23 protein-coding genes and 1 pseudogene are annotated in these 26898 nt (G+C 47.0%); 3 read left to right on the forward strand and 21 right to left on the reverse strand.

Translation table 11 applies throughout. The annotated features are described in order from the left end of the window. Nucleotides 1–4101: hypothetical protein (locus QZ176_RS06175; protein WP_295152021.1), on the reverse strand; the 4101-nt coding region annotated here is incomplete at its 3' end. An 862-nt stretch (nucleotides 4102–4963) separates the two neighbouring features. Next, complete coding sequence (locus QZ176_RS06180) at nucleotides 4964–6385, reverse strand: Do family serine endopeptidase (RefSeq protein ID WP_295152023.1); 1422 nt, start codon at nucleotides 6383–6385, stop codon at nucleotides 4964–4966. 168 nt (nucleotides 6386–6553) lie between these two features. On the opposite strand from QZ176_RS06180, the gene QZ176_RS06185 reads away from it, so the two are divergent. The 3 genes from QZ176_RS06185 (at nucleotide 6554) to QZ176_RS06195 (ending at nucleotide 9911) form a co-directional block, all read left to right on the forward strand. Then, the gene (locus QZ176_RS06185; RefSeq protein ID WP_295152025.1) at nucleotides 6554–7468 is read left to right on the forward strand and encodes a DnaJ C-terminal domain-containing protein; all 915 of its coding nucleotides are present in this window, start codon (nucleotides 6554–6556) and stop codon (nucleotides 7466–7468) included. A gap of 12 nt (nucleotides 7469–7480) precedes the next feature. Beyond that, nucleotides 7481–7792, forward strand: coding sequence for a helix-turn-helix transcriptional regulator (locus QZ176_RS06190; RefSeq protein WP_005870178.1), 312 nt, complete (start codon nucleotides 7481–7483; stop codon nucleotides 7790–7792). 487 nt (nucleotides 7793–8279) lie between these two features. Continuing rightward, on the forward strand, nucleotides 8280–9911 hold the full coding sequence (locus tag QZ176_RS06195) for a cation:proton antiporter (RefSeq protein WP_295152028.1): 1632 nt from the start codon (nucleotides 8280–8282) through the stop codon (nucleotides 9909–9911). Between the two features lie 390 nt (nucleotides 9912–10301). Here QZ176_RS06195 and QZ176_RS06200 read toward each other — a convergent pair whose 3' ends face one another. The 19 genes and pseudogenes from QZ176_RS06200 to QZ176_RS06290 form a co-directional block, all read right to left on the reverse strand. Continuing rightward, nucleotides 10302–10988, reverse strand: a complete 687-nt coding sequence (locus QZ176_RS06200) for a hypothetical protein (protein WP_295152030.1) — start codon at nucleotides 10986–10988, stop codon at nucleotides 10302–10304. 6 nt (nucleotides 10989–10994) lie between these two features. After that, on the reverse strand, nucleotides 10995–11282 hold the full coding sequence (locus QZ176_RS06205) for a hypothetical protein (protein WP_295152032.1): 288 nt from the start codon (nucleotides 11280–11282) through the stop codon (nucleotides 10995–10997). A 269-nt stretch (nucleotides 11283–11551) separates the two neighbouring features. Next, nucleotides 11552–12130 (reverse strand): class I SAM-dependent methyltransferase, encoded by a 579-nt coding sequence (locus QZ176_RS06210; protein WP_295152034.1) that lies wholly within the window; start codon nucleotides 12128–12130, stop codon nucleotides 11552–11554. 2 nt (nucleotides 12131–12132) lie between these two features. Beyond that, entirely contained in the window at nucleotides 12133–12357 is a 225-nt protein-coding gene (locus tag QZ176_RS06215; protein WP_295152036.1) for a hypothetical protein, read from the reverse strand. Nucleotides 12358–12703: 346 nt separating this feature from the next. Further along, entirely contained in the window at nucleotides 12704–13093 is a 390-nt protein-coding gene (locus QZ176_RS06220; RefSeq protein ID WP_295152038.1) for a hypothetical protein, read from the reverse strand. 134 nt (nucleotides 13094–13227) lie between these two features. After that, nucleotides 13228–13761 carry a hypothetical protein gene (locus tag QZ176_RS06225; protein WP_295152040.1) on the reverse strand — a complete coding sequence of 178 codons (534 nt, stop codon included), beginning with the start codon at nucleotides 13759–13761 and terminating at the stop codon, nucleotides 13228–13230. Continuing rightward, the gene (locus QZ176_RS06230; RefSeq protein ID WP_295152042.1) at nucleotides 13754–14437 is read right to left on the reverse strand and encodes a hypothetical protein; all 684 of its coding nucleotides are present in this window, start codon (nucleotides 14435–14437) and stop codon (nucleotides 13754–13756) included. The genes QZ176_RS06225 and QZ176_RS06230 overlap by 8 nt, the downstream gene beginning before the upstream one ends. A 181-nt stretch (nucleotides 14438–14618) precedes the next feature. Beyond that, nucleotides 14619–14876, reverse strand: coding sequence for an ABC transporter ATP-binding protein (locus tag QZ176_RS06235; protein WP_295152044.1), 258 nt, complete (start codon nucleotides 14874–14876; stop codon nucleotides 14619–14621). Nucleotides 14877–15233: 357 nt separating this feature from the next. Further along, complete coding sequence (locus QZ176_RS06240; RefSeq protein WP_295152046.1) at nucleotides 15234–15872, reverse strand: YggS family pyridoxal phosphate-dependent enzyme; 639 nt, start codon at nucleotides 15870–15872, stop codon at nucleotides 15234–15236. After that, nucleotides 15869–16984, reverse strand: coding sequence for an RIP metalloprotease RseP (gene rseP / locus QZ176_RS06245; RefSeq protein ID WP_295152048.1), 1116 nt, complete (start codon nucleotides 16982–16984; stop codon nucleotides 15869–15871). Before rseP ends, QZ176_RS06240 begins: the two co-directional genes overlap by 4 nt. Before the next feature lie 654 nt (nucleotides 16985–17638). Beyond that, on the reverse strand, nucleotides 17639–18196 hold the full coding sequence (gene pgsA / locus QZ176_RS06250) for a CDP-diacylglycerol--glycerol-3-phosphate 3-phosphatidyltransferase (RefSeq protein ID WP_295152120.1): 558 nt from the start codon (nucleotides 18194–18196) through the stop codon (nucleotides 17639–17641). Then, nucleotides 18193–18972: an enoyl-ACP reductase gene (locus QZ176_RS06255; RefSeq protein WP_291937459.1), complete on the reverse strand. Its 780-nt coding sequence runs from the start codon at nucleotides 18970–18972 to the stop codon at nucleotides 18193–18195. The genes pgsA and QZ176_RS06255 overlap by 4 nt, the downstream gene beginning before the upstream one ends. Beyond that, nucleotides 18973–19869: a 4-hydroxy-tetrahydrodipicolinate synthase gene (gene dapA, locus QZ176_RS06260; protein ID WP_295152050.1), complete on the reverse strand. Its 897-nt coding sequence runs from the start codon at nucleotides 19867–19869 to the stop codon at nucleotides 18973–18975. Beyond that, entirely contained in the window at nucleotides 19862–21115 is a 1254-nt protein-coding gene (locus QZ176_RS06265) for a pitrilysin family protein (RefSeq protein ID WP_295152052.1), read from the reverse strand. Before QZ176_RS06265 ends, dapA begins: the two co-directional genes overlap by 8 nt. A gap of 1115 nt (nucleotides 21116–22230) precedes the next feature. Next, nucleotides 22231–23283, reverse strand: a pseudogene (locus tag QZ176_RS06270) (quinone-dependent dihydroorotate dehydrogenase); the annotation flags it as partial. 353 nt (nucleotides 23284–23636) lie between these two features. Continuing rightward, nucleotides 23637–24851: a hypothetical protein gene (locus tag QZ176_RS06275; protein WP_295152054.1), complete on the reverse strand. Its 1215-nt coding sequence runs from the start codon at nucleotides 24849–24851 to the stop codon at nucleotides 23637–23639. Nucleotides 24852–24862: 11 nt separating this feature from the next. Next, complete coding sequence (locus QZ176_RS06280) at nucleotides 24863–25156, reverse strand: AtpZ/AtpI family protein (protein WP_295152056.1); 294 nt, start codon at nucleotides 25154–25156, stop codon at nucleotides 24863–24865. A 31-nt stretch (nucleotides 25157–25187) separates the two neighbouring features. After that, nucleotides 25188–26459: a glutamate-1-semialdehyde 2,1-aminomutase gene (gene hemL / locus QZ176_RS06285; protein ID WP_295152058.1), complete on the reverse strand. Its 1272-nt coding sequence runs from the start codon at nucleotides 26457–26459 to the stop codon at nucleotides 25188–25190. Next, nucleotides 26456–26848 carry a cytochrome C oxidase subunit III gene (locus tag QZ176_RS06290; protein ID WP_295152060.1) on the reverse strand — a complete coding sequence of 131 codons (393 nt, stop codon included), beginning with the start codon at nucleotides 26846–26848 and terminating at the stop codon, nucleotides 26456–26458. Before QZ176_RS06290 ends, hemL begins: the two co-directional genes overlap by 4 nt. Nucleotides 26849–26898 lie beyond the last annotated feature (50 nt).

Below are 26898 nucleotides of genomic sequence, written 5' to 3' on the forward strand. Positions count from 1 at the left end.
ATTGGTTGCACTACCGCTAGCTTTTGCACCTTTTACGTCACCGGTAACTTTGCCGTCGTTTAGAGTTATGGTGTTGCTATCTGCATTACCATTTGCCGCTTCACCGCCGTAAGCGTTTCCATTAATAACGGTATCGTTTGTAGTTACGGTATTATCGTGAACGTTTCCGTTTAGGGAGTAGCCTGCGCTAATGTTTCCGTTTACCACCGCACCTTTTGAGCTATCTTCAAAGCTTAGCTCATTGTGGTGAACCTCTTGGGTTCCGCTATCGCCGTAACCTGCATTTACGTTACCAAAATTTGTTCCGCCCTTAACTATGGTTTTATTGTTATAGACGGTATTTGGAGTTACGCTATCTTTGACATCTGCTCTACCGGAGCTTATATTCTTACCGTTTAGATCTCCTGCGCTTTGAGATACGTTTACGGTGTTATTTTTATTACCGAATAGCTTATGAGCACCTGCTTGGGCAGCATTGTTAGCTTGGTTCTTGGTTAGCTCACCGCTATCGAAACCGTTATCTATCCAAGCATCTGTAATGGTGCCCTTTCTATATACAAGCTCTTTGTCGGCGTTTTGTTTACGGAAGGTTTCACCGTCATATTGGTAGTGGTCTTTATCTGTAATGGTATAGACCTGATCTTTTTGGGTGCTTCTATCTTGGAAGTTTATAGTACCGTTATCCTTGCTGATTAACTTATAGTCTTTGTTATCATCAAGGTTATTGGTATTTACATTAACATTTGTCTGGCTAAGATCGGTAATAGTACTTCCGGTAAGCTTAAGTGCAGGATCGTTTCCGTTGTAGTTGTTAGGGAGATTAAAGTCGATCTTCTTAAAGCCTGCGATGTTTTCAGCTTCTATACTACCAGGAGTCATAGAGCCGTCATCTTTACCTATCTTTAAAGTATCGTCGTCATCGCCGGTAATGGTTCCTATATTATTACCCTCTACTAGAGTAACGGTTGCTTTTATAGGTTTAGCAGGATCGGTATTTACCGTATTTATTTTAAGTCCGTTAAAGTTTTTATTCTCGCCTGCTTTACCTACGTTGATTATAGTACCTGCGCTAAGATCCGGATCATATTTTAAGACCTCTTCGCTATCGAAGTTTTTATCGGATGAGATATTGCGTTTGGTATCCTTTACCCCTTGGATAAATATGGAGTGCTTATCCGTGCTCTTTAACATACCCTTTAAAGAGATCTCATAGGTAGAAGCATCGGTGATATTAAATACGTTTGTCTGCTGCTTGGCTTTCTCTTTGAAATTTGAGTAATCGCCTCCGTTTTTAATTAGATAATACTCCTTACCCTCCTCTATATTAAGTGAGCCGTAGCTATCGCTACTTGGATCGTAATCTATTCCGTTTAGTTGGAACTTAGCGTTATTGATATCGGTATTGCCGGTAGCGGTTAAATTTAAAGCTGCAGTTGCAGCGCTACCGTTAGCGTTTGAAATTCCATCGAAGTTTAATACGTTAAGATTTGCTATATCGCCTGCGGTTTTTTGAGTAGAGGCGTTATATACGTTTAGAGCATTATTGGTGCCGCTTGTATTAGATAGACCGTATATCGTTCCTCCTACGCTTCCGCTATGGAAATTTACGCTGTTGCCGCTACCGCTAGTGGCATCTGCAGCGTAGACGTTACCGTCAACTCTAGCGGTACCTTTTAAATTTACAGTGTTATTGGTTGCACTACCGCTAGCTTTTGCACCTTTTACGTCACCGGTAACTTTGCCGCTATCGACATTTACGGTGTTATTGGTTGCGCTGCCGGCTGTCGCCTCTGCGCCCAGTGCGTTGCCCGCTACCAGTGCGCCTCCCTCTACCGTCACGGTGTTTTGTGAGGTGCCGGTGCGACCGTGTCCGCCCCAAACATTCTTTTTAGCTTCGCCGCCGTTTAATTTTACAGTATTTTTATCGGCAGCTTTTTGTGAGCTTAATCCGCCGTAGACTTCATCATTCGCGGTAGTATTTGTTAAATTTACGATATTTTCTTCTGAATTATTGCTTATGCTATATCCGCCGTAAATTTCTTTCGTTACGGCGCTATCGCTTAAGTGTACTTCATTTAATTTAGCAGCTCCGCTTGAAGACTGACCGCCGATAACGGAATTTATTTTTGAGTTATTTTGCGCCGTTACGATATTTTTTGCGGCATCTCCGCTATTAGCTTGGCCGCCACTTACGATGCCGTCCACCTTAGCGCTGTCTAAGGTTATTTTATTATCGTGGGCACTACCGCCGCTCGTATTAACGCCGCCACCGTTGACTTGATTTTTAGCGTGAGTGCGAGTTAAATTTACGGTATTGTTAAATGAGTTTACGCCTCTTCCGCCAAAAATCGTGCCGCCTACTTCGCCGTCTTCTATATCTACGATATTTCTTGAAGCATCGTTAGTAGTGGATATGCCACCGTAAATTTCACCGGTTACGACGTTATTCCCTCTAAGTTTGACGTGGTTATCTTCCGCTTTGCCACCTGCAGCGTTACCGCCGTAAATATTCTCGCCGACTTTGGAGCTAGTCAAAAACACCCTACTGCCGGTTACGGCGCCGTTAGAGCTTTCTCCGCCGGTAACGCTCTTTTTAAAAGTCGTACCGGTAGAGGTTACTTTATTATTTGAAGCGCCTGTTTTGCTCTTGCCGCCTATGGCTTGTTGACCGATCTCGCCGCCGGTCAGATCTAAATAACTATTAGTAACCGTTCCGCCGCGGCTCTCTCCGCCGATCAGTCTTCCGCCTATTTTTGCATTGCCATTAATTTTTGCGTAGTTATTCGCGACATCTTTATTGTTGCTTCTTCCGCCGATCGCATCGCCGGTTATTTGACCGCCGGTTAACTCCAAATAGCTATTATTAACCTTACCGTCGTAGCTAAGCCCACCAAATACTCCGTCATCGCCAGCAACATTTGCACCCACGACTTTACCACCGTTCATATCTACATGAGCCCCATCTATATCGCCGTAATATGTAAAAGCACCATAAATTGCCTTATCTACTTTACCGCCGCTAATGGTAACATAATCGCCTTTGCTATTAGATTTAAGATCATGGGCGTCGTTTCTATAATAACTTCCGTATACGTAGTTAGTTACATGACCACCCTCGATAGTAGAGTGATTTTTTTCGGTTTTGCTAACCATATACGCGCCGTTGATATTTCCGACTGTACCTTTTATCAGCTTGCCATGATTATTTTTAGCTGTTGCTTTACCACCAGGACCGCTAATACCACCACCCGTACCATTAGCGACTAAAACATCGGTAACTACAGCACCATCGTTATTGATAGTGACGATATTATTTTGTAAAGTGGCGGTGCTATTTTCTGCGGCTATTACTCCATTTACGTTTGTTAAATTTACAACACCGGTAATATTTACTTTATTGCCGTCTGCGCCGCCGTTTTGTACTCCAGCACCAGCAATCCTGCCAGCAATGGTAGGCGTACCGCTGATATTTACTTCATTATTATTTGCCTGGCTTGTACCGGTCGCTCTACCGCCCATTACCGCAGTGTATTCAAAATTTGGAAAGCCGCCGTAGAATACTTTAGTAGCACCGCTTATGTTTACGACATTATGGATAGCGTCTCCGCTAGCATTTGTTCTACCGAACCATGTGCCATTACCGCCGAGTACGACATTATTTACTTCTGCATTATTCAAGTTAACCGTGTTGTTTTTGGCACCTTTTCCTTCGCCGCCTACAAGTATCGCTACTGTAGCGCCGTTACTAACGTTGAGCGTATTATTTTCCGCCGAGCTAGTTTGTCTATATTTGAAGTCAGATCCTTCGGGAGTGCCATCGCCATTACCTCCACCATAGATCGTGCGATTCCAGGTAATTTCACCACCCGAGGTAACGCCTCTTATTGTTACGATATTATTATCGTTTTGTCCGTGAACATTTGCTTTACTTTCAAAGCCGCCCGAGTAATTTTCGCCTGATGATTTATATAATTGACTTGGGGTGCCGTCGCTTTTAGTTACCGTTATGACTCCGTTACCGGCTAAAGCTTGTGAAGGAGCAATGGCTAAGCATGCCGCCAAACTTAAACCGGAAATAATCGGTATCTTAATATCTTTCATAGTTGTAATCCTTCGTAAAAAATAAAAACTATCCATTATACTATAAAAATACCTATTTACAATAAATTTAATACAATTTCTAACAAAAAGTAGCTTAATGCGAAAAAATGGGTATTGCGATGCAACGTTTTCGATAATAAAGTAAAATTTCAGCTTATTTTTGTTATCGAAGCTTAAACGAAAAATTACGATTACAAAATGATGGAATTTTAAAATTCCGACCTTAAAATTTAGCCAGCGGGATTCCCAAGAAACGACGCTGCGAGAAAAGCGCTAGAATAAAAAGGCAGCAGTTTCTGATAATGAGAAGTAGGGTAGGACATAGATTTTATAAAATTTGGATTTGTAGAATTTAAAATGAAGTAATATACAAGAGGAATTAAAATTTGAAGTAATTCTAGGTTAGAAGCACATACTTCTGCGGTATGTTGTTAGCAAAGAGATTAAAATTTTAAAGCAGTTCCAGACGAGGCGATAAAAACGATAAAGTAGCGGCGCGGAGGGTTAAATTTTAAAAATTCTAAGTGAAAATAAAAGCAATGGAGGGGGCAAAATTCTAAGAATTTCAAGCGAAATCTAGGCTTTCGGCGGAGGTGCTTTAAAATAACAAAGGGCTTTCGGCGAAGGTGCTTTAAAATAGCAGAGGGCTTTCGGCAGCTTTTATGCTCGCCAAAAGCCCATTTTTATAGTTTATGCATCTTTTGCGCTCGAAAGCTAGAAATTTCGCTTGCTAGAAAGCTCAAAATCTCAAAAGCTTCTGTTTGCTTACTTTCAATGTTCCGCTAATGCTTTGAGCTGGGCTTGTCGCGGTTAAATTTTAACGCTTGCGCGTTTCTCGCCGCTAAAGCCTCGCGAATCGAGCTTAGCGGATCACAAGACCTTGCGGAATTCCGCGTCTGATAACCCAGACTAGGGTCTTTTTGCCCTTATAATCTTTGATATAACGATCAAAGTCGTCTGAGCTTTTGACATCGTTTTGACCGACTTGGATGATCACGTCGCCTACCTCAAAGCCGTAATCATCGGCTTTTGAACCATCTTTGACGCTTAAGACGAGGGCGCCCGAGACATCGTCGTCGAGGTTATATTTGCGGCGTAAGCTGTCATTTAACGTCCTTAGCTTTAGCCCCTCTATCGCGCTTTGTGAGTTTTCGCCGGCTGAGCCTAAGGTGGTGGAGTCGGATTTCATCGCGTCTAGCTTGATAGTCGTGCTCTTGCTTTTGCCGTCGCGTTCAAATTCTACATCCACTGAGCTTCCTGGAGCCATTGAGCCAATTAAATTTTTTAGCTCGTTGGCGTTTTTGATAGATTTGCCGTTTATTTTGGTAATCAAATCGCCGCGCTTGATACCTGCTTTATCGGCTGGCATATCCTTTTCTACGCTTGAGATTAGCGCGCCCTCCTTGCTTTCATAGAGCTCTTTTTGGTCTTTAGACATATCCGAGATCGTAACGCCTATAAAGCCACGCTCGATCTTGCCGTTTGTGATGAGCTTTTCAGCGATCTCTTTTACCATATTTGAAGGGATCGCAAAGCCTACGCCGTTATTTCCGCCGCCGCGACTTAAAATGGCGGAATTTATCCCCAAAAGCGCGCCGCGACTATCCACTAGCGCGCCGCCTGAGTTGCCCGGATTAATCGAAGCGTCGGTTTGGATGAAATTTTCATATTGATTTAACCCGATATTGTTTTTATTTAGCGCCGAGATTATGCCTTGAGTGATGGTGCCGCCCACGCCGAAAGGATTTCCGATAGCAAATACAATGTCGCCCTCCATAGCCTTGGACGAGTCGGCAAATTTAACCGCAGAGAGATTTTTTTCGTCGATTTTGATGATCGCAAGGTCGGTTTTGGGGTCGGTGCCGATTACCTTGGCCTTATACTCTTTATCACCCTCTAGTAGCGTAACTACGATTTCGTCGGCATTTTCTATTACGTGATTATTTGTGACAATATAGCCGTCTTCGGAGATGATGACACCAGAGCCTAGCGAGCTTCCCTCACGCTCCTGCTGCTGCGGAATGTCAAAATCGAAAAATTGCTTAAAAAACGGATCGTCAAACATCTGCGACATCGGGCTATTGCCTGCTTTGATCTTGGTTTTAGTTGCGATATTGACGACGGATTTTTTTACGTCCGCAAGCGAGCTGTGATACGAAAGCACCACGTCTTGATTAAAGCCCGGATTTACGCGCTCATAATTACTTGGAGCCTCTTTAATGTCGATACTAGCGCCCAAAAGCGCACCTGCTAAGGCTATCGATATGATGATCGATTTTTTCATTTTTGCTTCCTTTGTGATAATGAAATTTTGGCGGAATTATAAATTTTGTCCGCTAATATATTCTTAACGCAAAATTAAAATTTATAAATAGAATTTAGCAAACTTGATTGACACTCACTAAAGTTTTATGATATAATCTACATAAATTTTAAGATTTTAAGGATTAAAATGGCAAGCACAAGCAGTTTATACGAAACCTTAGGCGTGGATAAATCAGCAAGCGCCGAGGAGATTAAAAAAGCTTACCGCAGGCTGGCTCGCAAGTATCACCCGGATATCAATAAAGAACCAGGAGCTGAGGATAAATTTAAAGAGATCAACGCCGCGTATGAAATTTTAAGCGACGAGAAAAAGCGGGCGCAGTATGACCGCCACGGCGACGAGATGTTCGGCGGACAGAATTTCCACGATTTCGCGCAGGGCTCGGCGAACATGGGCGATCTAAACGACATCCTAAACAGCATTTTCGGTGGCTCCTTCGGCGCAAAAAGTGCAGGCTCGCGCGGTGGATTTAGTTTCAGCTCTTTCGGTGGCGGCGAAGGTTTTAGTGGCTTTAGCGGCAGTAGTTTCGGTGGCGGCTTTGGCGGCGCGCAGAGCCTAGATACGCACAGCTCGATTGAAATTCCTTTTGAAACCGCGATACAAGGCGGCGAGATGAGCGTGCGCGTGGGCGGCGAGACGGTTAAATTTAAAGTACCTGCGGGCATCAATGCGGGCGAAAAGCTACGCATCAGGGGAAAAGGACAAAAATCAGGCGCTCAAAGCGGCGATCTAATTTTAGAGATAAAAATCGCGCCAAGCGCCGAGTATAGCCGCGAAGGCGACGATCTTTTCAAAAAAATAGATATTCCTTTGAAAACAGCGCTGTTTGGCGGAAAGGTAGAAATTTCGACGCCGAGCAAAAGCGCAACGATAAAGGTCGCAAAAAATACCAAAAACGGGCAGAAATACCGCTTAAAAGGCTACGGCGTACAAAACCGCAAGAGTAAAATTTTAGGCGATCTATACGCGGTGGTAAATGTCGTCTTGCCAGACGTTGATTCGCTGGATGAGGACGTCAAAGCCGCGCTGCAAAAGCTATAAGGAGGCATCAAAATGCATGATTATGATGAGCCGGTTTATCTCATATCGATAGTTTCGAAGGTCCTAGATATCCATCCGCAGACACTGCGGCAATACGAGCGCGAAGGGCTCGTAAGCCCGGGGCGCACTGAGGGTAAGATGCGCCTGTACTCGGCGCATGATATGGACCGCATACGCATGATTTTAAACCTTACAAAGGAGCTTGGCGTCAATCTTGCGGGCGTGGATGTGATCTTTCGCCTGCAAGAAAGGATTGCCGAGTATGAGCGCGAGATCGAGGAGCTGCGGGCTAGAATTTTAGAGCTTGGCGGAGAGACAGATTAAAGTTTGCGAAATAAAAATTTTAAAGCTCAGCAAAAATCGGATCCTGGTGCTACAAGCTGAAATTTTAATGCTATCAAAAAGCAAGATCGCCTCTTAAGCGTAGGTTCAAGCGATAAATTTTGATTTTCAGAGAGGATTTGTGGGCGCGTTAAATTTAAGTTGCGCTAAGCAAACCCGGGCGAATTTGCTTGCGATTAAATTTAAAAACCACCTTGATATAATTTGGTTTTAAAATTTAAAATTCCAAGCCGTGTTAGATTTTAAAATTTTGCCGCGAGCCTCTAAATTTAGCGATAAAGTGCGACATAATTTCTCTATTTTTAAGCGGGATTTTAGTAAAATCACATTATAAAATTTACCCGTAAATTTATATGAAAAGATAAAATTTCATCGATTATCGCCTCCGGTAAATGGTCGCGGATAATGTAAAATTTGACAATAAATTTAGCGCTAAATTTTATGCATAATCTTACAAAAAAGGGAGTTAATGGAGCTTGTTATAGAGCTATTTCTTGCGATCACTGCGCTTGCGATAGTGCTAAATATCGTCTTTAAAATTTTTGAAATTCCCACCATCATCGGCTATATCGTTGCGGGCGTGTGCTTTTCGCAGATCTATAGTCTAAGCAGTGTCGAAAATGCCCATATGTCTGAGCTGGCAGAATTCGGAATTGTTTTTTTGATGTTTACCATCGGGCTTGAGTTTAGTTTCCATCACCTCATGAGTATGAAAAAGGACGTATTTTTTAACGGCATACTCCAAGTGCTCGGCACCGGTATTATCTTAGCGCTCATCATCGATCAAGCTTTCGGCGGAAACATAAAAACTGTGATGATTATCGGGCTTGCGCTCGCGCTTAGCTCTACGGCGATCGTGCTAAAAACGCTCAACGAAACAGGCGAAATCAACCAAAACTACGGGCGCAAGGTGCTTGGCATCCTGCTCTTTCAAGACCTCGCCGTCATCCCCATCTTGCTTATGATTGACATATTCGGCTCGACCGACAATACCCCCGTGAACTATCTAATCTTAAAAACCGCCGTAAGCGCCGCCATAGTGGTAGTGATCCTTTTCGTGCTCGGTAAATTTGCTTTCAACCGCTTCCTCTACTACGTCGTAAGGACAAATTCTAAAGAAATTTTCATCGCGACCATCCTTTTTACCGTCGTGGGGGCTAGCTTTTTGGCGCATGTTTTTGGCTTTTCGTACACGCTGGGCGCGTTCATCGCGGGTATGCTCATCGCAGAAACCGAGTATAAACACGAGATAGAGGCTGATCTGACGCCGTTTCGAGACATACTGCTGGGACTTTTTTTTATCACGATTGGCATGCAGATAAATTTTGAAGTTATCGTCTCGCACTATGGGCTAATCCTGCTCGCTATTATCGTTATAATGGCGCTTAAAACGGTAGTGATTTACGCGATCTTATTTCTCTCGACCGGCAAAAGGATAGCGCTAAAAGCGGCGCTGTCGCTATGCCAGATAGGAGAGTTTGCGCTGGCGATATTTTCGTTGTTGATGAGCCGCGATATGCTAAGTAAGGAAAACGGGCAAATTTTAATTACAGTCGTAACTGCGACGATGATTTTAACGCCGTTTATTCTTAAGAATTTAAACAAAATCGCCAACCGTTTCGAGTCTAAAGTTGAAAAGCTCGAGGATGAGGAGCATAAAACTCAAATCCCGCCGATGAAAAATCACATCATTGTAGCAGGCTATGGCAGGATAGGGCAGGAGGTGGTGCTCCGCCTTAAAGATCAGGGGCTGCTATACGTAGTCGCCGAGAGCGATTTAGAGCTTGTTGATCTGGGCAAATCGCGCGGAGAGAATATATACTTTGTAAATATAATGCAAAAAACCGCGATCGACGAGCTGCATGCGCGCGATGCGTCGGTCATCATCCTGACGATCGCAAATCAGCAAAAGCTCGACATAGTCGCTAAGATGCTAAACGGCTCTAATTTAAAAGCAAATATCATAGTGATGCATACGGGCGCCGATCCGCAAAGCGAGCTGCAGAGCGAATACGGCGAAAATTTTATCTTCGTAAAAAAAGAGAGAGTAGTAGCCAATGCGCTTTTACAAGAGGCGCTGAAATGCAAGCTAACGCAGTAATCTTGAGCGTTTAAGATCAAATTTAAACGCATTTGCTATGCCTAAAATATCCACGCTTCTTTATTCTTACTTCTACATTCAGCTAATTTAAAGCGTTTTAATAAACGCAGATAAAAATGGCGGGCTTGTAAATTTAAAGGTGCAAAGTGCTGCTTTAGATTAATTTAAATTCTAAATTTAAGCTGTCATTCCACAGCAAAAGGATACTCTGACAAGGAGCTGATGAAGTATATTTGAGCGATAAAGTTATTTAAAAATTCGTTTAAATTTTACTAATTTCACTCTTTTATCTCTTTATAAACGCTTAAGTTGCGTGCTAGGCAAACGATGGTCGTTATAAACAATATCGGAGCTATCGGCAAATACAGATACCCAAGAATTAGAGCCATATTATCGTAACTTCGTCCTTGAGAAAAGAGCAATTCCGAGAGTGGGAGATACAAAACTAGCGTCACAATCGCAAAATTTTCTATCGCGAAAATCGTATTGCCTTTTTCGGGATTTTATATGAAAAGTTTGCTGTATCTGCGCTTTGAAAAGAAAATATAATTGTACAAACGCGCTAATTATAAACGCCCAGTGTAATTCGTACGAATCCGATAAAAATAAAATCAAAAAAACCGTTGTCGCAAAACTCGCGAAAGCAAATCTAATCAAACGGTGAAGTTGATATTTTTGCTTTAAATTTTTTGCAATTTGTGCTAGAGCTTTGCCGTACTCCAGCGCTTCCTCTTTGCTTTGGATAGATTCTGCCACAAGGCTCGCGTCATTAAATTTTTGCTCAAATTTAGCGGCTTCATCTTGGGTAGCTTGCACCTCGCCGTTTGTTTTGTTAAAATTTTGCTCGCCGGAAATTTTATCAGCGATGGCTCCGCCGATTTTTGTTTGCGATTTTGGCGCCGGTAGATACACGGTCTCATCGGCGTCAAATTCCGGATTTGCGTTATATGTTATTATCGCCACCGGAATAGCGATAAAAATAGCAGGTATAATCTGACGTGTATCCCAGTCTATGTGATATTTTATCTGTAAATAAAATCCGACCAAAGCATAAAGGACGTAAAATATCGCAGCCACATGTATTCATATAAGCATAAAGGCCTTATCTGCATTGCTAAATAAAAGCAGGGCGTATTTTTTATACTTCAGCCTGTTTAGGCAGACGAGTATATTTATCGCAGATAGCGCGAGCATGCATAAAAACGACATTATGGGCGCATCATTTACAAACGCAAGAAACACGATGATATAAATGAGAAAGGTCAAAAGCGTCCCAAAAAACAGATATCTACAAAAGCGAAATCTATCGTAGCTTTTTAAAATTTCTTGCGGAATTTGGCTGATGTCCGCGGGGATTTTGTCTTTTTGCATTTTTACCGCCTTTCTCGGTTATTTTAGCTCAAATTTTGCTTTTTTTACTCCGTAGCGTTTTAAATTTAATGAAGCAAGCTTTTTTGACTTGCTTCTTTTTTTTGGCAGACAAGCGATCCCGATTTCTCATTAAATTTTTAAAAATGAATACTTACCGGCTATCGCAATTTGATCGATAAAATTTTTAGCAAGCTAAATTTACGCTTCTTTTCTAGCTAAATTTAGCTTCAAAATTTATCCTGCTTCATTCATAAAATAAAGCAACCAAGCTAAAGCTCATCCGTTTTATCCACCCGCACGAACGCCCAGTGCATAAAATCCCGCTTTGGCTCGTATTTGCCGCTGTTAAAATACTCCGCTAGCTGCGCCTCCTCCGTTTCGCTTAGCTCGTCGCCAAGCCCCCAACGCGTCTTTTGCACAAACTCCTCCGCACTCTTTGCTCCGCCGCCGTGGCACGGGGCTTTGATGTAGCTGAGGCTCGGCAAATAGCCCATTTGAAATAAAATATTGATGAGATAGACGAAGTCGGGCCTCTTTTGCACGTCGCGCCCCAGCGCCTGCAAAATCCGCTCATCTACGAAGCTGCCGACCTTAAATGTGATGTAAAGCGATTTTTTGGTCTTTGAAAGAAGCTTGTTAAGCGCAGTTTTTAGATCGTCCACCTCAAGGCAGCGCGAGGCTAAAACCACGTCGCATACAGGCACGTCCAACCAGTCGTCCTCAAAGGCCTTTTGCGCAAATTTCGCGTTTTTCGCACCGTAAATTTGAGCATTCTCGCGGGCAAATTCCAGCATTTTGGGCGAAAAGTCATAGCCGTAAATTTGATCCACCTTTTCCGCCGCCAGCACGCTTAGCGCGCCTGTTCCGCATGCAAAATCAAGCAGCGTTGAAGCGCCCTGTAAAATCGACCTTGTCTATAAACTCGCGCGTAGGCGCTTTTCATCACGCCCTCGTTAAGGCTGGACGCCTTTTTGTCCCAATGCTCGGCCAGTTTTTTGCCGAATGAGCTCTTTGCTTTTTGCGTCTTATAAAGCGCATCAAAGTCGATTTTATCGTAGTTTAAAGCTAAAATCATAACTATCCTTTCTAAAATTTTGCGGGCAGATCGCACCGATTTTTTCGTCATATTTTAGCGTAAATTTATGCGCCGTGCCCAAACCCGCCTAAAATTTCAAACCACCCGGCGAAAAATGCTAAGGCAAGCCCACCTTTGCGTATTTTATCTGCTCTAAATTCTTTAAATTTTCACCGAACGATCGAAGCTAAATTTTAAAAGTCCGCTCATAAATCAAAATTTTTAGTCTGTCGCCCGCGCTTGTTCGCTCCGCATTTAAATCGCCGCTGTGGATTTATTGCAAAGCTCCCAATCTAGCCGCTATCACCTTTTGCATCGCTTGATTTTTCTTGTTTTTGGATAAAATTTACAGTCTCCTTTTGCCGATACGTTTGTCGGCGGCCTTTAGGATATTTGCAAGCCCCCATTCATCGGCACCAAAGTGCTTTGCAAACAGCTCCTCTTTGGGCGTGTCGATATATTCGCGTATAAGCTCACCGATGTCGCTTATGTCGTTACCATACGGATAAATTTTCGCTAGAGCGCCCTGTGCTAGGCTTTTTACGCCGCCGCTTTTTAGTACGAAATCCTTTGGGTAATCAAAAATAATCTCGCCCGCAAGCGTGATAAAATATCGCGGCAAATCCGTGTTGCCGCGCCTGCTTTGCATCCTATAAACCGTGCAGTGGAGCTTAAAATCAATGCTTTCATCCACGAGCTCGTAAAGCCGTTTTTGAAGTTTGCTCCAGCGTTTCATTTTGCCTCCCATTATCTATTTATCGCCTCTTGCGGTTTCGCGCATAGCTTTTGCCGCCCTTTGTGACGATCGCGCCTGAAAGCTCCGCACCTTTTCTATTTTTTTGCAAATCCGCTTTGTAAAATTCTGCCGCGTTAAACGGTCTCCCAAAATCTAGACTCCGTCTTGATCGCTCCTCTGTTTTTCTCGCGTAAAATTTGCAAAAATTCTTTAAAGCTCGGCGTAAAAATCGAAGCAGCGGGCACAAATTTATACTCGCTCGCGCCGTCTTGCTCGGGCTTGTTCGTGCTGCCGCGTTCAAGCTTGCTCGCGCCGCCAGCAAAGCGGATCCGCCAAATCCTAGCATGATTTATCCGTATTTTTGTGGCTTCAAGCGTCAAAATTTGCTCAAATTTATACCTCGCCGCGAGCTTCTGTCCGTCAAAAACGTAGATGAAATCCTGATCGAACCAAAGGCTCTCGCACGAGATAAAAAACCGCTCCAGCCAGAACAAAAACGGTCGCATGGAAAGCCTTTTTACCGCGCTTGCTTCGCTTATCCCATCTATCGCGGCAAGGCAGCTCGGACTAAGCTTGCGAGGGTTGCGGCAAAAAAGCGTCCAAGTAGTCTCGCCCAGGAGCAAGACGCTAAAAATTACGATTAAAATTTGAATTAAAGCTTCAGCCATTTAAAATTCTAAGTCCTTTTACAAATGCAAATTTCGCCTCCGTATCGCTCCAAAACAAACTCCTACTAAAATCCGCCTCTGTGCCGTTTGCAAGCTCTTCATAAAGCTTATAAAATCGCCCTTTGTGCGTGCAATCGCTTAGACAGACGTTAAAAAACGCCTCCGCCGCGTCCCTGCCGCCGAAATAAAAGATAAAGTAGATCGGGCGCAGATCGAAGGCGCTTAGATTTTTGTTAAATTTAGCCCCGCGCTGCATCATAAACTCCACCGCCTTGCGCTTGTCCTCAAAAAGCTCAAAAATAGGCAGCGCGTAGTCCTTGATAGCTGCGCTAATCTCGCGAACGCTGGGCTCGAAGCTGGCACCCGCGAGCTGCCAGTCGCGAAACTGCCTGCGCGGCGCGAGATAGCCAAGGTGCGATACGAAAACAAGGTCGCTCGAGTAGGGCAGCTCCTCTTGCATTAGCTTTTTTAGGCGCTTGCAGTAGATCGCGACCTGCGATAGGATGCTCACGCTACCGGAGTAATTGCGCATGCTGGAGCTAAAATAAATTTCAAACGAAATCTCCTTATCGCTTGCAAGCTTCGTTAGTTTTTGCCCCTTTTGCGAGGGCTTGAAGTCCGTGAAATTCGCCGCGATCTCGGCGCAGCCGTTTAAAAATATCTCGCGCGGAGTCATGATTTTCCTTTTAAATTTATCGTTTAAATTTAGACGTTTTGCTCGCCAGCAATTCGGTTTGCAGCTTACATTGCCGCAGCCGCGACCCACACGGCATTTTATAGGGCGCGCCGTTTTGTCGCCGAAAAGTTATTCTATACGCGCAATTTTATCCCAATTCAGCTAAATTTAACGGTAAAATTTATAATCTATCCTCGTATCTTTTGTAGTTTATGCCGTAGATTTTATCGATATTTTCGGCGTTTATGAGCTGTTCGCTGCGCCCAAAAGCTAAAATTTCGCCGTCTTTTATAAACAGCGTCAAATTTGAAACAAACTTTGCATGCCGCGGGTAGTGCGTCGTCTGCACGAAGGTGTAGCTCTCGTCCCCCAGCGCTTTTATCATCTCGAGTAGCTTGATCTGATTGCCGAAGTCCAGCCCGTTTGTCGGCTCGTCCATAAAGATCGCTTTCGCGCCCTGAACCAGCGTGCGCGCGATATACGCCAGCTGCCGCCACTTGAAATTTCGCCTTTTAAGATTCTGTCTTTATATGGATTGCGCTTAGAATTTTATATTCTCACGTCTTTAAAATTTGCATCGCTGCAAATAAAATTTTATTGAGGTTTAAAATTTGATGCCGTGTTGTTGCGCTGCGTAAAATTTCAATAACGCGCTAAATTTAAGTAGCACGTAAAATCAAGCATTGCGCTAAATTTCAAGTTACGCGCCGAATTTAGCTCGCGCGGCAAATCAAGCGCGCCGCCTAATAAAAGCGGTATAAAATTTGCTTGCGCGCTAAGGCCCGTCCCTCGGGGCTTAGGCGTATAAAATTCTACCGAGGCGGATCATGTTCGAGCCGCATTTGATCGCGAGCTCAAAATCATCGCTCATCCCCATCGAGCAGATCCGCGCGCCGTGCGGCACGAGCGCGTCGAAGATCTCGCGGCTTGCCTCGAAGCTTCGCGCGATCTGCGCGGGCTCGCTCACATGTGCGCCGATGCTCATCACGCCGATTAAATTTAGATTTTTGCACTCCTGCTTGATGCGCAAAAACTCCTCCACCGCGCGGTTTTTATCGAGCCCCGTTTTGGAGCTCTCGCCCGCAGCGTTGATCTCCAGCAGCGTATCTAGCGGATAAGTTAGCCGCTTATTTACGGCAAGCGCGAGCTCGCAACTGTTGCAGCTCTGCCACAGCGTCGGGCGCAGAGCGATGAGCTGATTGATTTTGTTGCTTTGCAGCGTGCCGATGAAGTGCCACTTTAACGGCAGTTCGCGCAAGGCCTCGCTTTTGCGCTTTAGCTCCTGTACTCTGTTTTCGCCGAATGCGATCTGTCCTTGCGAATACAGCTCGCGCACTTCATCCGTGCCTACGTTTTTGCTTACCGCGACTAGCTGCACTTCGCCCTCGCCTGCTTTTGCAGCCTCAATGCGCTTTAAAATTTCATCCAGTCTCATTTGTAAAATCCCAAAATTCTAGCGAAATCATTTAGCACCGTAAATATCATCAAAAGCGCTAAAATCCCCATCCCTACGTAGCTGGCGCCCACGAATACCCGCTTTGGCACCGGGCGGCGGAAGATAAGCTCAAAGAGATTAAACGCGATATGCCCGCCGTCGAGCGCAGGGATCGGAAAGAGGTTGATGAGCCCTAAATTTACCGATATTAGCGCCACGAGCGCGAGTAAGACCGCCGCGCCGTAATCGACCGCCTTTGAGGTGATGTCGGTGATAGCGACGATGCCGCCCATCTCCTTGGGCGAAACGACGCCGCTGGCGAGCTTTTCTAGACCTACCAGGATGAGCTTTGATGCCTCCACCGTCTGATCCCACGCAAAGCTAAGCGAGCTCGCGCCCTTGTGATACAGCGTCACGGTCGCATTGTAATCGGGCGAAATGCCGATGAGCGGCACTCTGATGCTCTCGCGCCAGATGGTTTTTTTCTCGCCGAGCTTTGGCGTGAGCTGCAGGCTCAGCCGCTCGCCGTCGCGCATGATTTCCAAGCTTAGCGGTGCGGCGGTTACCTGCCTTGAGATGTCGTCCCACTCGCGGATCTGCTTGCCGTCGATTGATAAAATTTCATCGTTTAGCATTAGCCCTGAGCTTGCCGCGGCAGAGCCTGGCGAGATTTTGCCGACCTTTGGTGCGAGTTTTTCGACGCCGATGTAGCCCAGCGCGATGTAGATCAAAAACGCAAGCAGCAGGTTAAAAAACGGCCCCGCAAAAAGTATGATTATGCGCGCGATCGGGCCTTTGGAGTTGTAGCTGTCGGGATCCGCGCTTGCTGCGGCGGGATCCAAATCCTCCTGCCCCTTAAGGCTCACGTAGCCCCCCAGAGGGATCGCGCTGATGGCGTACTGCGTCGCGCCGATGCGCTTGGTAAAGACCTTCTCGCCGAAGCCTACGCTAAAGACGTTCACCCCCACGCCCAGCGCCCGCGCCGCCAAAAAATGCCCCAGCTCGTGGAAAAAGATGAGGAAGCTGATCGCCAGCACCGTGACCATAAAATTTATCGAGTAAAAATAAAATCCGACCGCCAGGATCGTCAGCGTTAAAATTATGCTTTTCAAATTTCAAACCTTTGTAAAAAATGGGCTAAGCTTACTATGATTTTGTAAATTTTAAGCTTAGATCGCCGTTTAAAGCCTTAGCTCGCTTTTTTAAACTTGGTTAGCTTTTTGAGCTTAGCCCGCCGCCGTTTCGAGCTATGAATTTAGCTAAATTAAGGCGCGCGGCGGATGGAGGACGAGAGGAATTTAAAATTTAAAAGCGAAATTTTACCGCGAGATTTTGCGGAGTGAGTTATAAAATTTCGCCGCGCGGAGCTTTGCACTTTGAAATGCCGCTATTTTTTGAAAAGCTGTATATTTTGAAATTCCGTTTTACTTTGAAATTCCGCCATGTTTTGAAACACTGCCGCGCCGCTCTGAAATTTTGCACGGCGGTTAGACGGAATTCTGCGCCGTGGAATTTTGCACGGCGGAATTTTATCTTTTAAATTTTATAGGTTTGGCGCACTGCTGTGCGCGTACAGATTAAACATCTATAAAATTTTATCTCACAATTTATAGCGCGAAATTTTAAAATTTTACGTTTGTCGGTATAGGTGAAATTTTACGCTGAAATTTTATCACCAAAACCCGCTTTAAGCGTGCGTTTTGGCGCTCTACGATACCGATTTTGTCTTCAAATATGGAAGCTATATCTAGTCTAAATTTTAAAATTTAGCCTTTTTTCGTAGCCTTAGCATATGCCGCGACGTATTCAAAGCCCGAATATAGCGTCAGTGCGACCGCGATCCAGAGCAGGGCGTTTGCATAGGGCCACTGCATCGTTAGCCAGCCGATAGCGATCATCTGAAAGACTGTCTTCACCTTGCCCGCCATAGACGCGGCGACCTCTACGCCGTCGCCCGCCATCGCCACGCGAAGCCCAGTGATGAAAAACTCGCGGATTAGGATCAGATAGATCGCCCACGGGCTAGCGCGCCCGATAAACATAAGCCCCAAAAAGCCCGCAAGCGTCAGCATCTTATCGGCGAGCGGATCGATGATGGCGCCTAGTTTGGTCTTCTGATTCCAAGAGCGCGCGATGTATCCGTCAAAAAAGTCCGTGACGGAGGCGATTACGAATACTAGCGCGGCGAAATAATCGATCCAGCTGACGTGCACCGAGCCCACCATGCCGCCATTTGCATGGCCTGCTAGTAAGATCAGCCAAAAAAACAGCGGCGCCAGCGCAACGCGAAAGCTCGCTAAAATATTGGGTAAATTTAGCATTATTTAAAGGTCGTTCCGCCGTCGACGATGAAGGTGTGTCCCGTCACCCAGCTAGCCTTACTCGAGCATAGAAATAAACATGCTCCCGCCAAATCCTCCGGCTGTCCCATGCGTCCTAGCGGGCTAAGCTCGGCGGTTTTATCGCGTACCTCTTCGTAGTTCGTAAAGGCTCGTAGCGCGTCCGTCTCGATCGGTCCGCCGCTTACTACGTTTACACGGATATTTTTTTCGCCGAGCTCGGTCGCAGCGTAGCGCGCCATCGCTTCGACGGCGGCTTTTGCCGTGCCGTGACCCGCGTAGTTTTCGATATAGACTAAATTTCCCGTGGAGCTAAGCGAGATGATCGAGCCGCCGCCTACCGCTTCCATGCGTTTTGCGGCTTCTTGCGCGCCTACTACGAAGGCATTTACGGTCGCGGTAAAGATATTGTTGATGCCGCGCGGCTTTAGCCTCATAAATTTAGTGTATCCGCCCGCGACTGCGCGACCCGAGATGATGGCGTTTGAGATGAAAAAATCCACTCGCGCAAAATCCTCGTCGATCTTGGCAAAGAGCTCCTTGTAGGTCTCGGGCTCTAAGATATTGAGCGCATAAGCGCGCGCCTTTATGCCGTAAGCCTTCTCAAGATCGGCTGCTTGCGAAGTCGCTAGCTCCTCGTTGGAATTATACGTAAAAGCGATATTCGCCCCCGCAGCTGCGAATTCTAAAACGATCGCTCTGCCTATGCCTCTCGTACCGCCGCTGATAACTAGCGTTTTTCCTTTAAATTCGTTCGTCAATTAAAATCCTTTGATAGTGTATTGTTTCATTACGTTTTCTATTTTTTTGAGGTTTTCCGCGCTCGGCTCGCAAAGCGGCAAGCGGTACTCCAAGCTAGGCGCGAGGCCCGCGATATACATTGCCGCTTTGATCGGGATCGGATTGCTCTCGCAGAATAAAATTTTATTGATCGCGTAGAGATCGTCGTTGATCTGCTTGGCTTTTAAAAACTCATTTTGCAACGCAAATTTCGTTAGTCTCGCCGTGTAATCGGGCAGTAAATTTGCCGTAACGGAGATCACGCCTTTGCCGCCGTTGCTTAGGATCGGATAGTTGATCGCATCCTCGCCACTAAGCACGCTAAGACGCGGCTCGTGCGCGAGCAGATCGACGCATTTATCGATGCTGCCGCTGGCTTCTTTGACGCCGTAGATATTCTCGCAGTCGTTAAAAAGCTTTATGATCGTATCCGCGGCGATGTCGCAGCCGGTGCGCCCTGGGACATTGTAGAGCAGTACCGGCAGATCTACCGAACTTGCGATCGCCTTGTAGTGCAGATACAACCCCTTTTGGGTGGGTTTATTGTAGTAGGGCGCTACGGATAAAATTCCGTCTGCGCCGTGAGCCTGCGCAAACTGCGCGAGCCCGATCGCTTCGTGAGTTGCATTACTGCCCGCGCCCGCTAGCACCTTGACGTCCGTGCCCTTGCACGCATCTACGGCGATCTCGATACAGACGCGGTGCTCGTCGTGCGTCAGCGTCGCGCTCTCGCCCGTGGTACCGACGGGCACGACCGCGCTTATGCCGTTTGCGATCTGTCTTTTGATGAGCTTGGAGTAGGTCTGCTCGTCCAGTTTGCCCTCTTTAAAAGGCGTGATCAGCGCCGTCATAGAGCCGATTATGACATTTTTATTCATCGTTTTCCTTTCGTAAGATAATGCTTGTGGAGCTTTTAAGGCTTAGATAGGTCTTCATCGCTTTTTTAACCGCGTTTTTATCCAGGCTTTTGATCTCGCGCTCCAGCCTAAATAGCGCGTCCAGATCGCCGCGGACGATGTAGCTGCCGTACATCTGCGCTACCTTGCTAGCGCTGTCGAGAGAGTAGATAAGATCGCTGCTTAGGGTGTTTTTGATCTTTAGCATATCGTCGTCGCTTATTTTAGCTTTTTTGGCTTTTTCGATCAGCGCTAAAATTTCATCTCTCAGCGCCTCGCCGCTTACGCCCTGGTTGCAAACGGCAAAGACTATAAATAAATTCTCGTCCTTGGCACTCATATCGTAGATGTTGATCTGATTGGCGAGCTTTTTCTCATCGACCAGCACGCGCTGTAAAAGCGAGCTCTTACCGCCACTAAGATATATATCCATCGCTTTGATCGCCGCGGCGTCTGGGTGGTTAAACGGCGGAATTTTAAAGGCGACGGCCACGATCTGCGCCTCGCTGTTTTTGTAAATAACGCTAAGCTTCTCGCCGTCTTGCGCGGGCTCGGTGCAGTGAAGGCACGGAATTTCGCCTTTGTTTTTTACGGGCGCGAAGTGTTTTTTAGCCGCATCAAACGCCGCTTTTTCGCCGATGTCGCCGGTGATCAGCAGCACGGCGTTTTGCGGCTGATAAAATTTAGCGTGAAATTCCTTGATATCTTTGATACTCCAGTTTTCGATGTCCTTGCGAAAGCCGATCGGCGTCCAGTGGTACGGGTGGTACAAAAACGCGGCGTTATAGAGCCTGAAAAATAGGTATCCGAACGGATCGTTATCGGTGCGCCACAGCCGCTCCTCAAGCACGACCTTGCGCTCGGGCTGAAATTCTTTGTCTTTGAGGCTTAAATTTTGCATGATGTCGGCGTAAAGATCCAAGCAGACCTCTAAATTTGAGCTCGCGCACTTGATGAAGTAGTGCGTGTAATCAAAGCCCGTACTTGCGTTATTCACGCCGCCAAAGCCCTTTACGATTGCGTCGAACTCGCCCGCCTTGCGATTTTTCGTGGATTTAAAATTTAGATGCTCCAGCATGTGCGCGATGCCGCTTTTGCCCATCACCTCGTCGCGCGAGCCGACGTTGTAAAACACGTCCACGCTGATGACGCCGCTGCCCTTATTCATCGGGATATGGTAAATTTGAAGTCCGTTTTGCAGCGTGATTTTCTTAAATTTTGGAAACATTAATCTTTTTTCGCCTTTCGTTTTTTGCTTGAGTTTTGCTCCGCGTCTTGGGCGCCGTTCGCTTCTTTGGCCTCTTTAAGCTCTTTGGTCTCTTCGGTCTCGGAATTTTTAGTTTTGGCGCTGCTTTGCTTTGCGTTTTTGGCTTTTAAGCTTTTGCTTTCCGCACTATTTTTTGACGCGGCTTTAGTTTTAGAATTTTTGCTTTCTATGTCGTTTTTTGGCGCGGCTTTGCTCGCGGCTTTATTTTTTGGTTCGGTTTTCGTTTTGGCGGTTTTGCTTGCCGCGCTGCTTTGTTTCGCGTTTTTGGCCTCTAAATTCTCGCTCTTTGCGCCGCTTTTCGAGAGATATTTAGCTGCGGCATCTTTCTGCTGCGAGGCGTTATCCTGCACGGCGTCTTTTTGCGTAGCGTCCTTCTGCGGGATATTATCCTGCACGACGTCCTTATGCAAGGCGCCATTCTGTGCGTCATCTTTCTGCGAAGCGTCATTCTGCGAGGCATCCTTTGAAATTTTACCGCGCTTGGAACTTACGCCGCTTTTTGAAATTTGACTTTGTTTTTGCTCTGTGCCGCTTTTAGGCGCGCTTTTTGAAATTTTATCCGACTTTCGATCCGCACCGCTTTGCTTTGCGCTTTTAGCCTCTAAATTTTTGCTTTTTGCGCTGCTTCGTTTTGTATTTTTAACCTCGGAATTTTTGTTATTCGCGCTACTTTTAATCTCTGAATTTTTGTTCTTCGCACCGCTTTGCTCCGCCGAGCTTCGATCCGTCGCGGTATCTGCGCTTGCTAAGACGTTTAAATTTGCCGAAGTGCCGGAATTTTCATCCTCTTCGGAGCTTAAGCCTGTTTGAGTGCTCGAAATTTCATCTGTTTGAACGGCGGGAATTTCATCCGCTTGGGTGCTCGATATTTCGCTTTTGCCGTCGTTAGAATTTTCGTCCGTATCCTTACTTTCGGGCTCGTTTGAAATTTCGCTCGTTTCCTCACCTTCGGTCGCACTCGAAATTTTATCCGTTTTAGTTTCCGCCTCTTTGTCTTCGCAAGCGCGCAAATCCGCGCCGTTGTCGCGATTTTTGGCCTGATCGCTTCTGGTGCCGTATCCTTCGCCCGCGCGATCTTTTAAATTCGCCCCAACCGCCTCGCTTATGTTATTGAAGCCGTCTGCGCGCAAAAGCTCCGCCAGCCCCTCGTTGATCGATTTTGCGACGAACGGACCCTTGAAGATAAAGGCAGTAAAAATTTGAACCAGGCTCGCGCCCGATTTGATACGCTCATAGGCCTCCTGCGCGCTGTCTATGCCGCCGCAGCTGATTAGGATCGTGCGGCCGAAGAGCTCGCGAGCGACCTGTGCGAAAAGCTTTCGCGATTTTTCGGTAATCAGCCTGCCGCTTAAGCCGCCGAAGTCCCTAGCGTTGGGACTTAGCGAATAATCGATGCTCGTGTTATTTATGATGATGCCGCTTGCGCCGCTTTGCACCGCGCACTCGCACAGCGCGATCGCCTGATCCGCGCTCATATCGGGCGCCAGCTTTAAGACGAGCGGCCTGTTCGTGATTTTTTTCATCGCTCCGATTAGCTCGCTTATGAAGCTATTTTCTTGCAAAGCGCGCAGATTCGGGGTGTTCGGCGAGCTTACGTTGATGATGAAAAAATCGCAAAGCCCGTTAAATTTACGACCCAAGGCTTCGTAATCGCTTAGCGCGTCCTCGTTCGAAGTGGCCTTATTTTTGCCGATATTTGCGGCGATCGGGATTACAAAAGGATAAATTTTTCGCACGCGACGCTCGATAACATCAGCACCTTCGTTGTTAAAGCCCATCGCGTTTTGGATGCTCTGCTCGCTAACGAGGCGAAAAAGTCGCGGCTTTTCGTTGCCGCTTTGAGGACGCGGCGTAAAGGTGCCAAAATCGATGTGTCCGAAGCCAAGAGCGGCCAGCGGCGCGATCATCGTGGCGTTTTTGTCGAAGCCGCCCGCGATACCTACGGGGTTATCGAAGCTTAAATTCCATATATTTTGAGTTAAAATTTCATCTTTATAAACGCCGAATTTTGCCAAAGCCTCAAGCCCGCCCGGGGTCGCATAGAGCGCGCGAAGTCCGAATTCTGCGATCTTGTGGGCGGTTTCTGGATCAAATCGAAAAAAGATTTTTTTTAAGGTATCGTAATTCATAATGTTTCCTCAAATTTTGCATAATGGTAGCTAAAATTTAATTAAATATAGATAAGGATTTCGCGCTGAATTGCAATTCGCGGCGGTTAAATTTAATTTTAGAATTACGTGCTTAAATGCTGCGTAGAATTTCTATCGCTCGTCGCGACGATCTGAATTTACGCAGAAGTTTAAAGATGTGCGGCGCAAATTTTATAAATTTAGCCCGCCCGGATGCGTGCCGAAACGCGCGGTGTCCGTGGCACGGCTCGCGGTGGCGGGCGTTGCCGCGATTTTATCCTGCGCCGATCTGCGCTCAATCCCGCTGAAGCTAAATTTTAAAATTTAAAGCGTCTTACTCGCGCTGTTTGAGTTTAGCGCGCGTCTTTGTCAGCGAAAGCAACGATCATCGTGCCCAGAGGAATGATCGTAACGCCCAAGATAATCGCTAGCGGGTTTAGCAAGGACAGCTTGGCAAGCAGGTAGATCGCCGCCACGAGCGCCGCGTAAGACAAAATTTTAAACGGAGAGAAAAACGCCCCAGCAAAGTTGCTCCGAACCTCGCCTCTCTCGCACTCATCGTCCCAATCATCAATGCTGCCGTCCGCGCCTCCGAAATCATCCTTTGATCCGTCGCGCGCACCGCCAATCCCACCCCCAAAATCGCTCGTACCGTAGCTCCGCTCGCTGCTATCTACATCGCCGCCACGATTGCCGCTATCTGTGCCATCGCTATGATTGCTGCTATCTGCACCGCCGCTCCGCTCGCCGCTATCTACGCCGTCGCTCAGATCGCTGCTCGCTGCATTTTTCAAGTCGTCACAGTGCGCGCCTATGCCGCCTTGCGAACTATCGCTAGCTTCGTCGTTTATGCTGCCGTGTGAGTTGCTACAAGTCGCGCTGCCATTCATATTAAATTTATCGGCGGCATGTCCTAAAGCGGTCGCGTCGCAAGCGGAGGTTTTGTCGTCGCTCTTCGTAGAATTTACGTCGCGCTCGCCAGCGGCGGTTATGTCGCGCTCGGCGGTGAAATTTTCGGTATCTTCGTCGTCGGTAGAGCTTGCGGCACACTCGCCGGTGGTCTCATCGTATAGAGCGCAGCTGCCATCGTTTTCGATGTGGGTCTCGCCGCTTGTGAAATTTATTGCGCCTTCGGAATTTTGGGCGTTTGAAATTTCGGCGCCTGAATTTACGCCCTCAAAGCTTTCTCTCTTTAAATTTTTGTCGCCGTAAACTTCGCTGTATGAAATTTTATCGTCGCCGCCTGTGCCGCCTCGGTTTTTGCCGCCATTGCTTGCGGAATTTATATCGTTTGCGGAAGTTTCGCCACTTATAAAACCGGCAGAATTTTTAGAGCTTTGCCGTAAAATTTCATCGTATTTGCCGGCTCTTAGCTCATCTTCTATTTTGTTGCGGTAAGCGCGAAACGAAAAATATACCGCGCCGAATGCGCCCAAAAACCCAGCCTCCAAGCTAAGAAGCCACGCAAGTGCTCGTACGCCGAAAGAGCCCGAGCCGAAAAATGCTGAGCCGCAAAGCGCTAACCCAAGCAGGGCAAACGCCGCGTTTAGTGCACAGTATATGAGCAAAAATCGCCTATTCAATCTCGCTCATCCAATTCGTCATCGAAATTTTTCGGATCCGCCTTGTATTTCGGATCGTCCTCAAGCTCCTTTAGGCTCGAATTTAGCGCCTTGCACGCGCGGTAAACGTTCAAAAACGCCGCCGCGATGCCGATAGCGATGCCGAGCCATAATAAAAGCAGTGAGCCCGTGAGGTGCCGCAGCCCAAGCCCGATCGCTACGCCGATGCCGATCGCTACGACGATCGAGATGCCTAGGCTGATGTCGCAGGCGCCCTTTACGATTTTGTTTAAATTTTTCGTCACTCTCATCTAAAATCCGTAAAATTTTAAAATGCAGCCCTTAAAGCGCCGCCATCGCTTCATCTGCCGCGTTTAGCGCAAAGTCGATCTGCGCTTCGTCCATCGTAGAGCAGATAAAGCCCGTCTCAAACTGACTAGGCGCCAAAAATACGCCGCGCTTAATCATCTCGCCGTGAAATTTCGCAAAGCGCGCGGTGTCTGCCCGCAGGGCGCCGTCGTAGTCGCGTACCTCTTCGTCTGCAAAAAAGTATCCGAACATCGAGCCTACGCAGGCGGTTTGAAGCGCTATGCCGCGACGCTGCGCTATGGCGCAAAGCCCGTCTGTGAGCCTACGCGCCAGCTCGCCGAGCCTTTCGTAAAGGCCGCTGCTAGCGTAAATTTTACTTAGGCTAGCGATGCCTGCAGCCATTGCGACGGGATTTCCGCTTAGCGTGCCCGCTTGATATACCGCTCCTAGCGGACTTACCATATCCATGATTTCGCGCTTGCCCGCAAACGCCGCCACGCCCATGCCGCCGCCGATGACCTTACCGAAGGTTACTAGATCGCCGCGGACGCCGTAGATGCCGTAGCTGCCTAGCTCGCTCGCGCGAAAGCCGCTCATTACCTCGTCGATTATCAGTACGATCTTTTTCTCGTCGCACAGCGCGCGAAGCTCGGTTAAAAATTCGGGATCCGCCGGCACCAAGCCCATATTCCCCGCAATCGGCTCGATGATGATCGTGCCGATGTCGTTTTGCGCTAGGACGTCCTTTACGCTTTGTATGTCGTTGTATCTGGCTAGGTAGGTGTTTTTTGCGACGTCCTGCGGCACGCCCGCGCTGCTTGCGTTACCGAAGGTGCTCGCGCCGCTGCCCGCTTTGACGAGCAGACTGTCACTGTGACCGTGGTAGCAGCCCTCAAATTTTAAAATTTTATCTCGTCCGCTAAAGGCGCGCGCAAGACGGATCGCGCTCATCGTAGCCTCGGTGCCGCTGCTGGTAAAGCGGATCTTATCTAGGAAATCGAAATTTTTTAGCACCAGCGAGGCAAGCTGCGTCTCAAGCGGGCTGGATGCGCCGAAGCTTAGCCCCTTTTTGGCGGTTTGCATGACGGCGCGCTCAATGTCAGCATCGGCGTGACCGAAGATGAGCGGACCCCAGCTCTGCACGAAGTCGAGATATTTTTTGCCCTCGACATCGTATATGTACGAGCCCTCGCCGCGATCTACCATAAAAGGCTCGCCGCCTACGTTACCGAATGCTCGCACCGGCGAATCGACGCCGCCGGGGATAAGTTTTTGTGCTGCTAGAAATTCGTCGTGATTATTCATTTTTTCTCCTTCTTTTTGGGTTGATTTATCGATTTTATATATTTGTAGATGATGATGATCTCGTTTTGCGTCAGGAAGTAGCTAGGCATCACGTCGCGCGAGCTGCTGATCCCGTCGGCGAGCTCCTGAAGCGAGAGATTGTTGATCGGCGGCGCGTTTAGGGCGCGCTCGTAGTAGGCGCCCGCGGTGCGGTTAAATTCTTTATACGTCGCGATCAGCGAGCCCTCTCCCTTTTCGCCGTGGCACTTGTCGCAGCCGATGCCGCGGGGGTTTTTATACAGCATCGCGCCGTATTCTTCGTCGGTGATGAAGCTCTCGGCTTGTGCGCCGCGAGGTAGAAAAAATATGGTCGCGTTTAAAAACAGCGCTAAAAATATGAAATTTCGCATCTTCTCGTTTCGAATTTTTGGCGCAATAATATAAAAAATGTGCTTAAATT

The sequence above is a fragment of the uncultured Campylobacter sp. genome (assembly GCF_905373215.1).
In the GTDB taxonomy this organism is placed as follows: Bacteria; Campylobacterota; Campylobacteria; order Campylobacterales; family Campylobacteraceae; genus Campylobacter_B.

Bases quoted from the DNA above. Each gene is read 5' to 3' on its own strand.
- QZ176_RS06265 (WP_295152052.1), bottom strand. From the start codon at position 21,115: ATGTTTCCAAAATTTAAGAAAATCACGCTGCAAAACGGACTTCAAATT.
- QZ176_RS06190 (WP_005870178.1), top strand. From the start codon at position 7,481: ATGCATGATTATGATGAGCCGGTTTATCTCATATCGATAGTTTCGAAG.
- QZ176_RS06185 (WP_295152025.1), top strand. From the start codon at position 6,554: ATGGCAAGCACAAGCAGTTTATACGAAACCTTAGGCGTGGATAAATCA.
- QZ176_RS06280 (WP_295152056.1), bottom strand. From the start codon at position 25,156: ATGAGAGTGACGAAAAATTTAAACAAAATCGTAAAGGGCGCCTGCGAC.
- QZ176_RS06225 (WP_295152040.1), bottom strand. From the start codon at position 13,761: ATGGCTGAAGCTTTAATTCAAATTTTAATCGTAATTTTTAGCGTCTTG.
- dapA (WP_295152050.1), bottom strand. From the start codon at position 19,869: ATGAATAAAAATGTCATAATCGGCTCTATGACGGCGCTGATCACGCCT.
- QZ176_RS06235 (WP_295152044.1), bottom strand. From the start codon at position 14,876: ATGGACGAGCCGACAAACGGGCTGGACTTCGGCAATCAGATCAAGCTA.
- QZ176_RS06195 (WP_295152028.1), top strand. From the start codon at position 8,280: ATGGAGCTTGTTATAGAGCTATTTCTTGCGATCACTGCGCTTGCGATA.
- QZ176_RS06240 (WP_295152046.1), bottom strand. From the start codon at position 15,872: ATGAGACTGGATGAAATTTTAAAGCGCATTGAGGCTGCAAAAGCAGGC.
- QZ176_RS06230 (WP_295152042.1), bottom strand. From the start codon at position 14,437: ATGACTCCGCGCGAGATATTTTTAAACGGCTGCGCCGAGATCGCGGCG.
- QZ176_RS06205 (WP_295152032.1), bottom strand. From the start codon at position 11,282: ATGCAAAAAGACAAAATCCCCGCGGACATCAGCCAAATTCCGCAAGAA.
- hemL (WP_295152058.1), bottom strand. From the start codon at position 26,459: ATGAATAATCACGACGAATTTCTAGCAGCACAAAAACTTATCCCCGGC.
- QZ176_RS06220 (WP_295152038.1), bottom strand. From the start codon at position 13,093: ATGAAACGCTGGAGCAAACTTCAAAAACGGCTTTACGAGCTCGTGGAT.
- QZ176_RS06290 (WP_295152060.1), bottom strand. From the start codon at position 26,848: ATGCGAAATTTCATATTTTTAGCGCTGTTTTTAAACGCGACCATATTT.
- QZ176_RS06180 (WP_295152023.1), bottom strand. From the start codon at position 6,385: ATGAAAAAATCGATCATCATATCGATAGCCTTAGCAGGTGCGCTTTTG.
- QZ176_RS06215 (WP_295152036.1), bottom strand. From the start codon at position 12,357: ATGATTTTAGCTTTAAACTACGATAAAATCGACTTTGATGCGCTTTAT.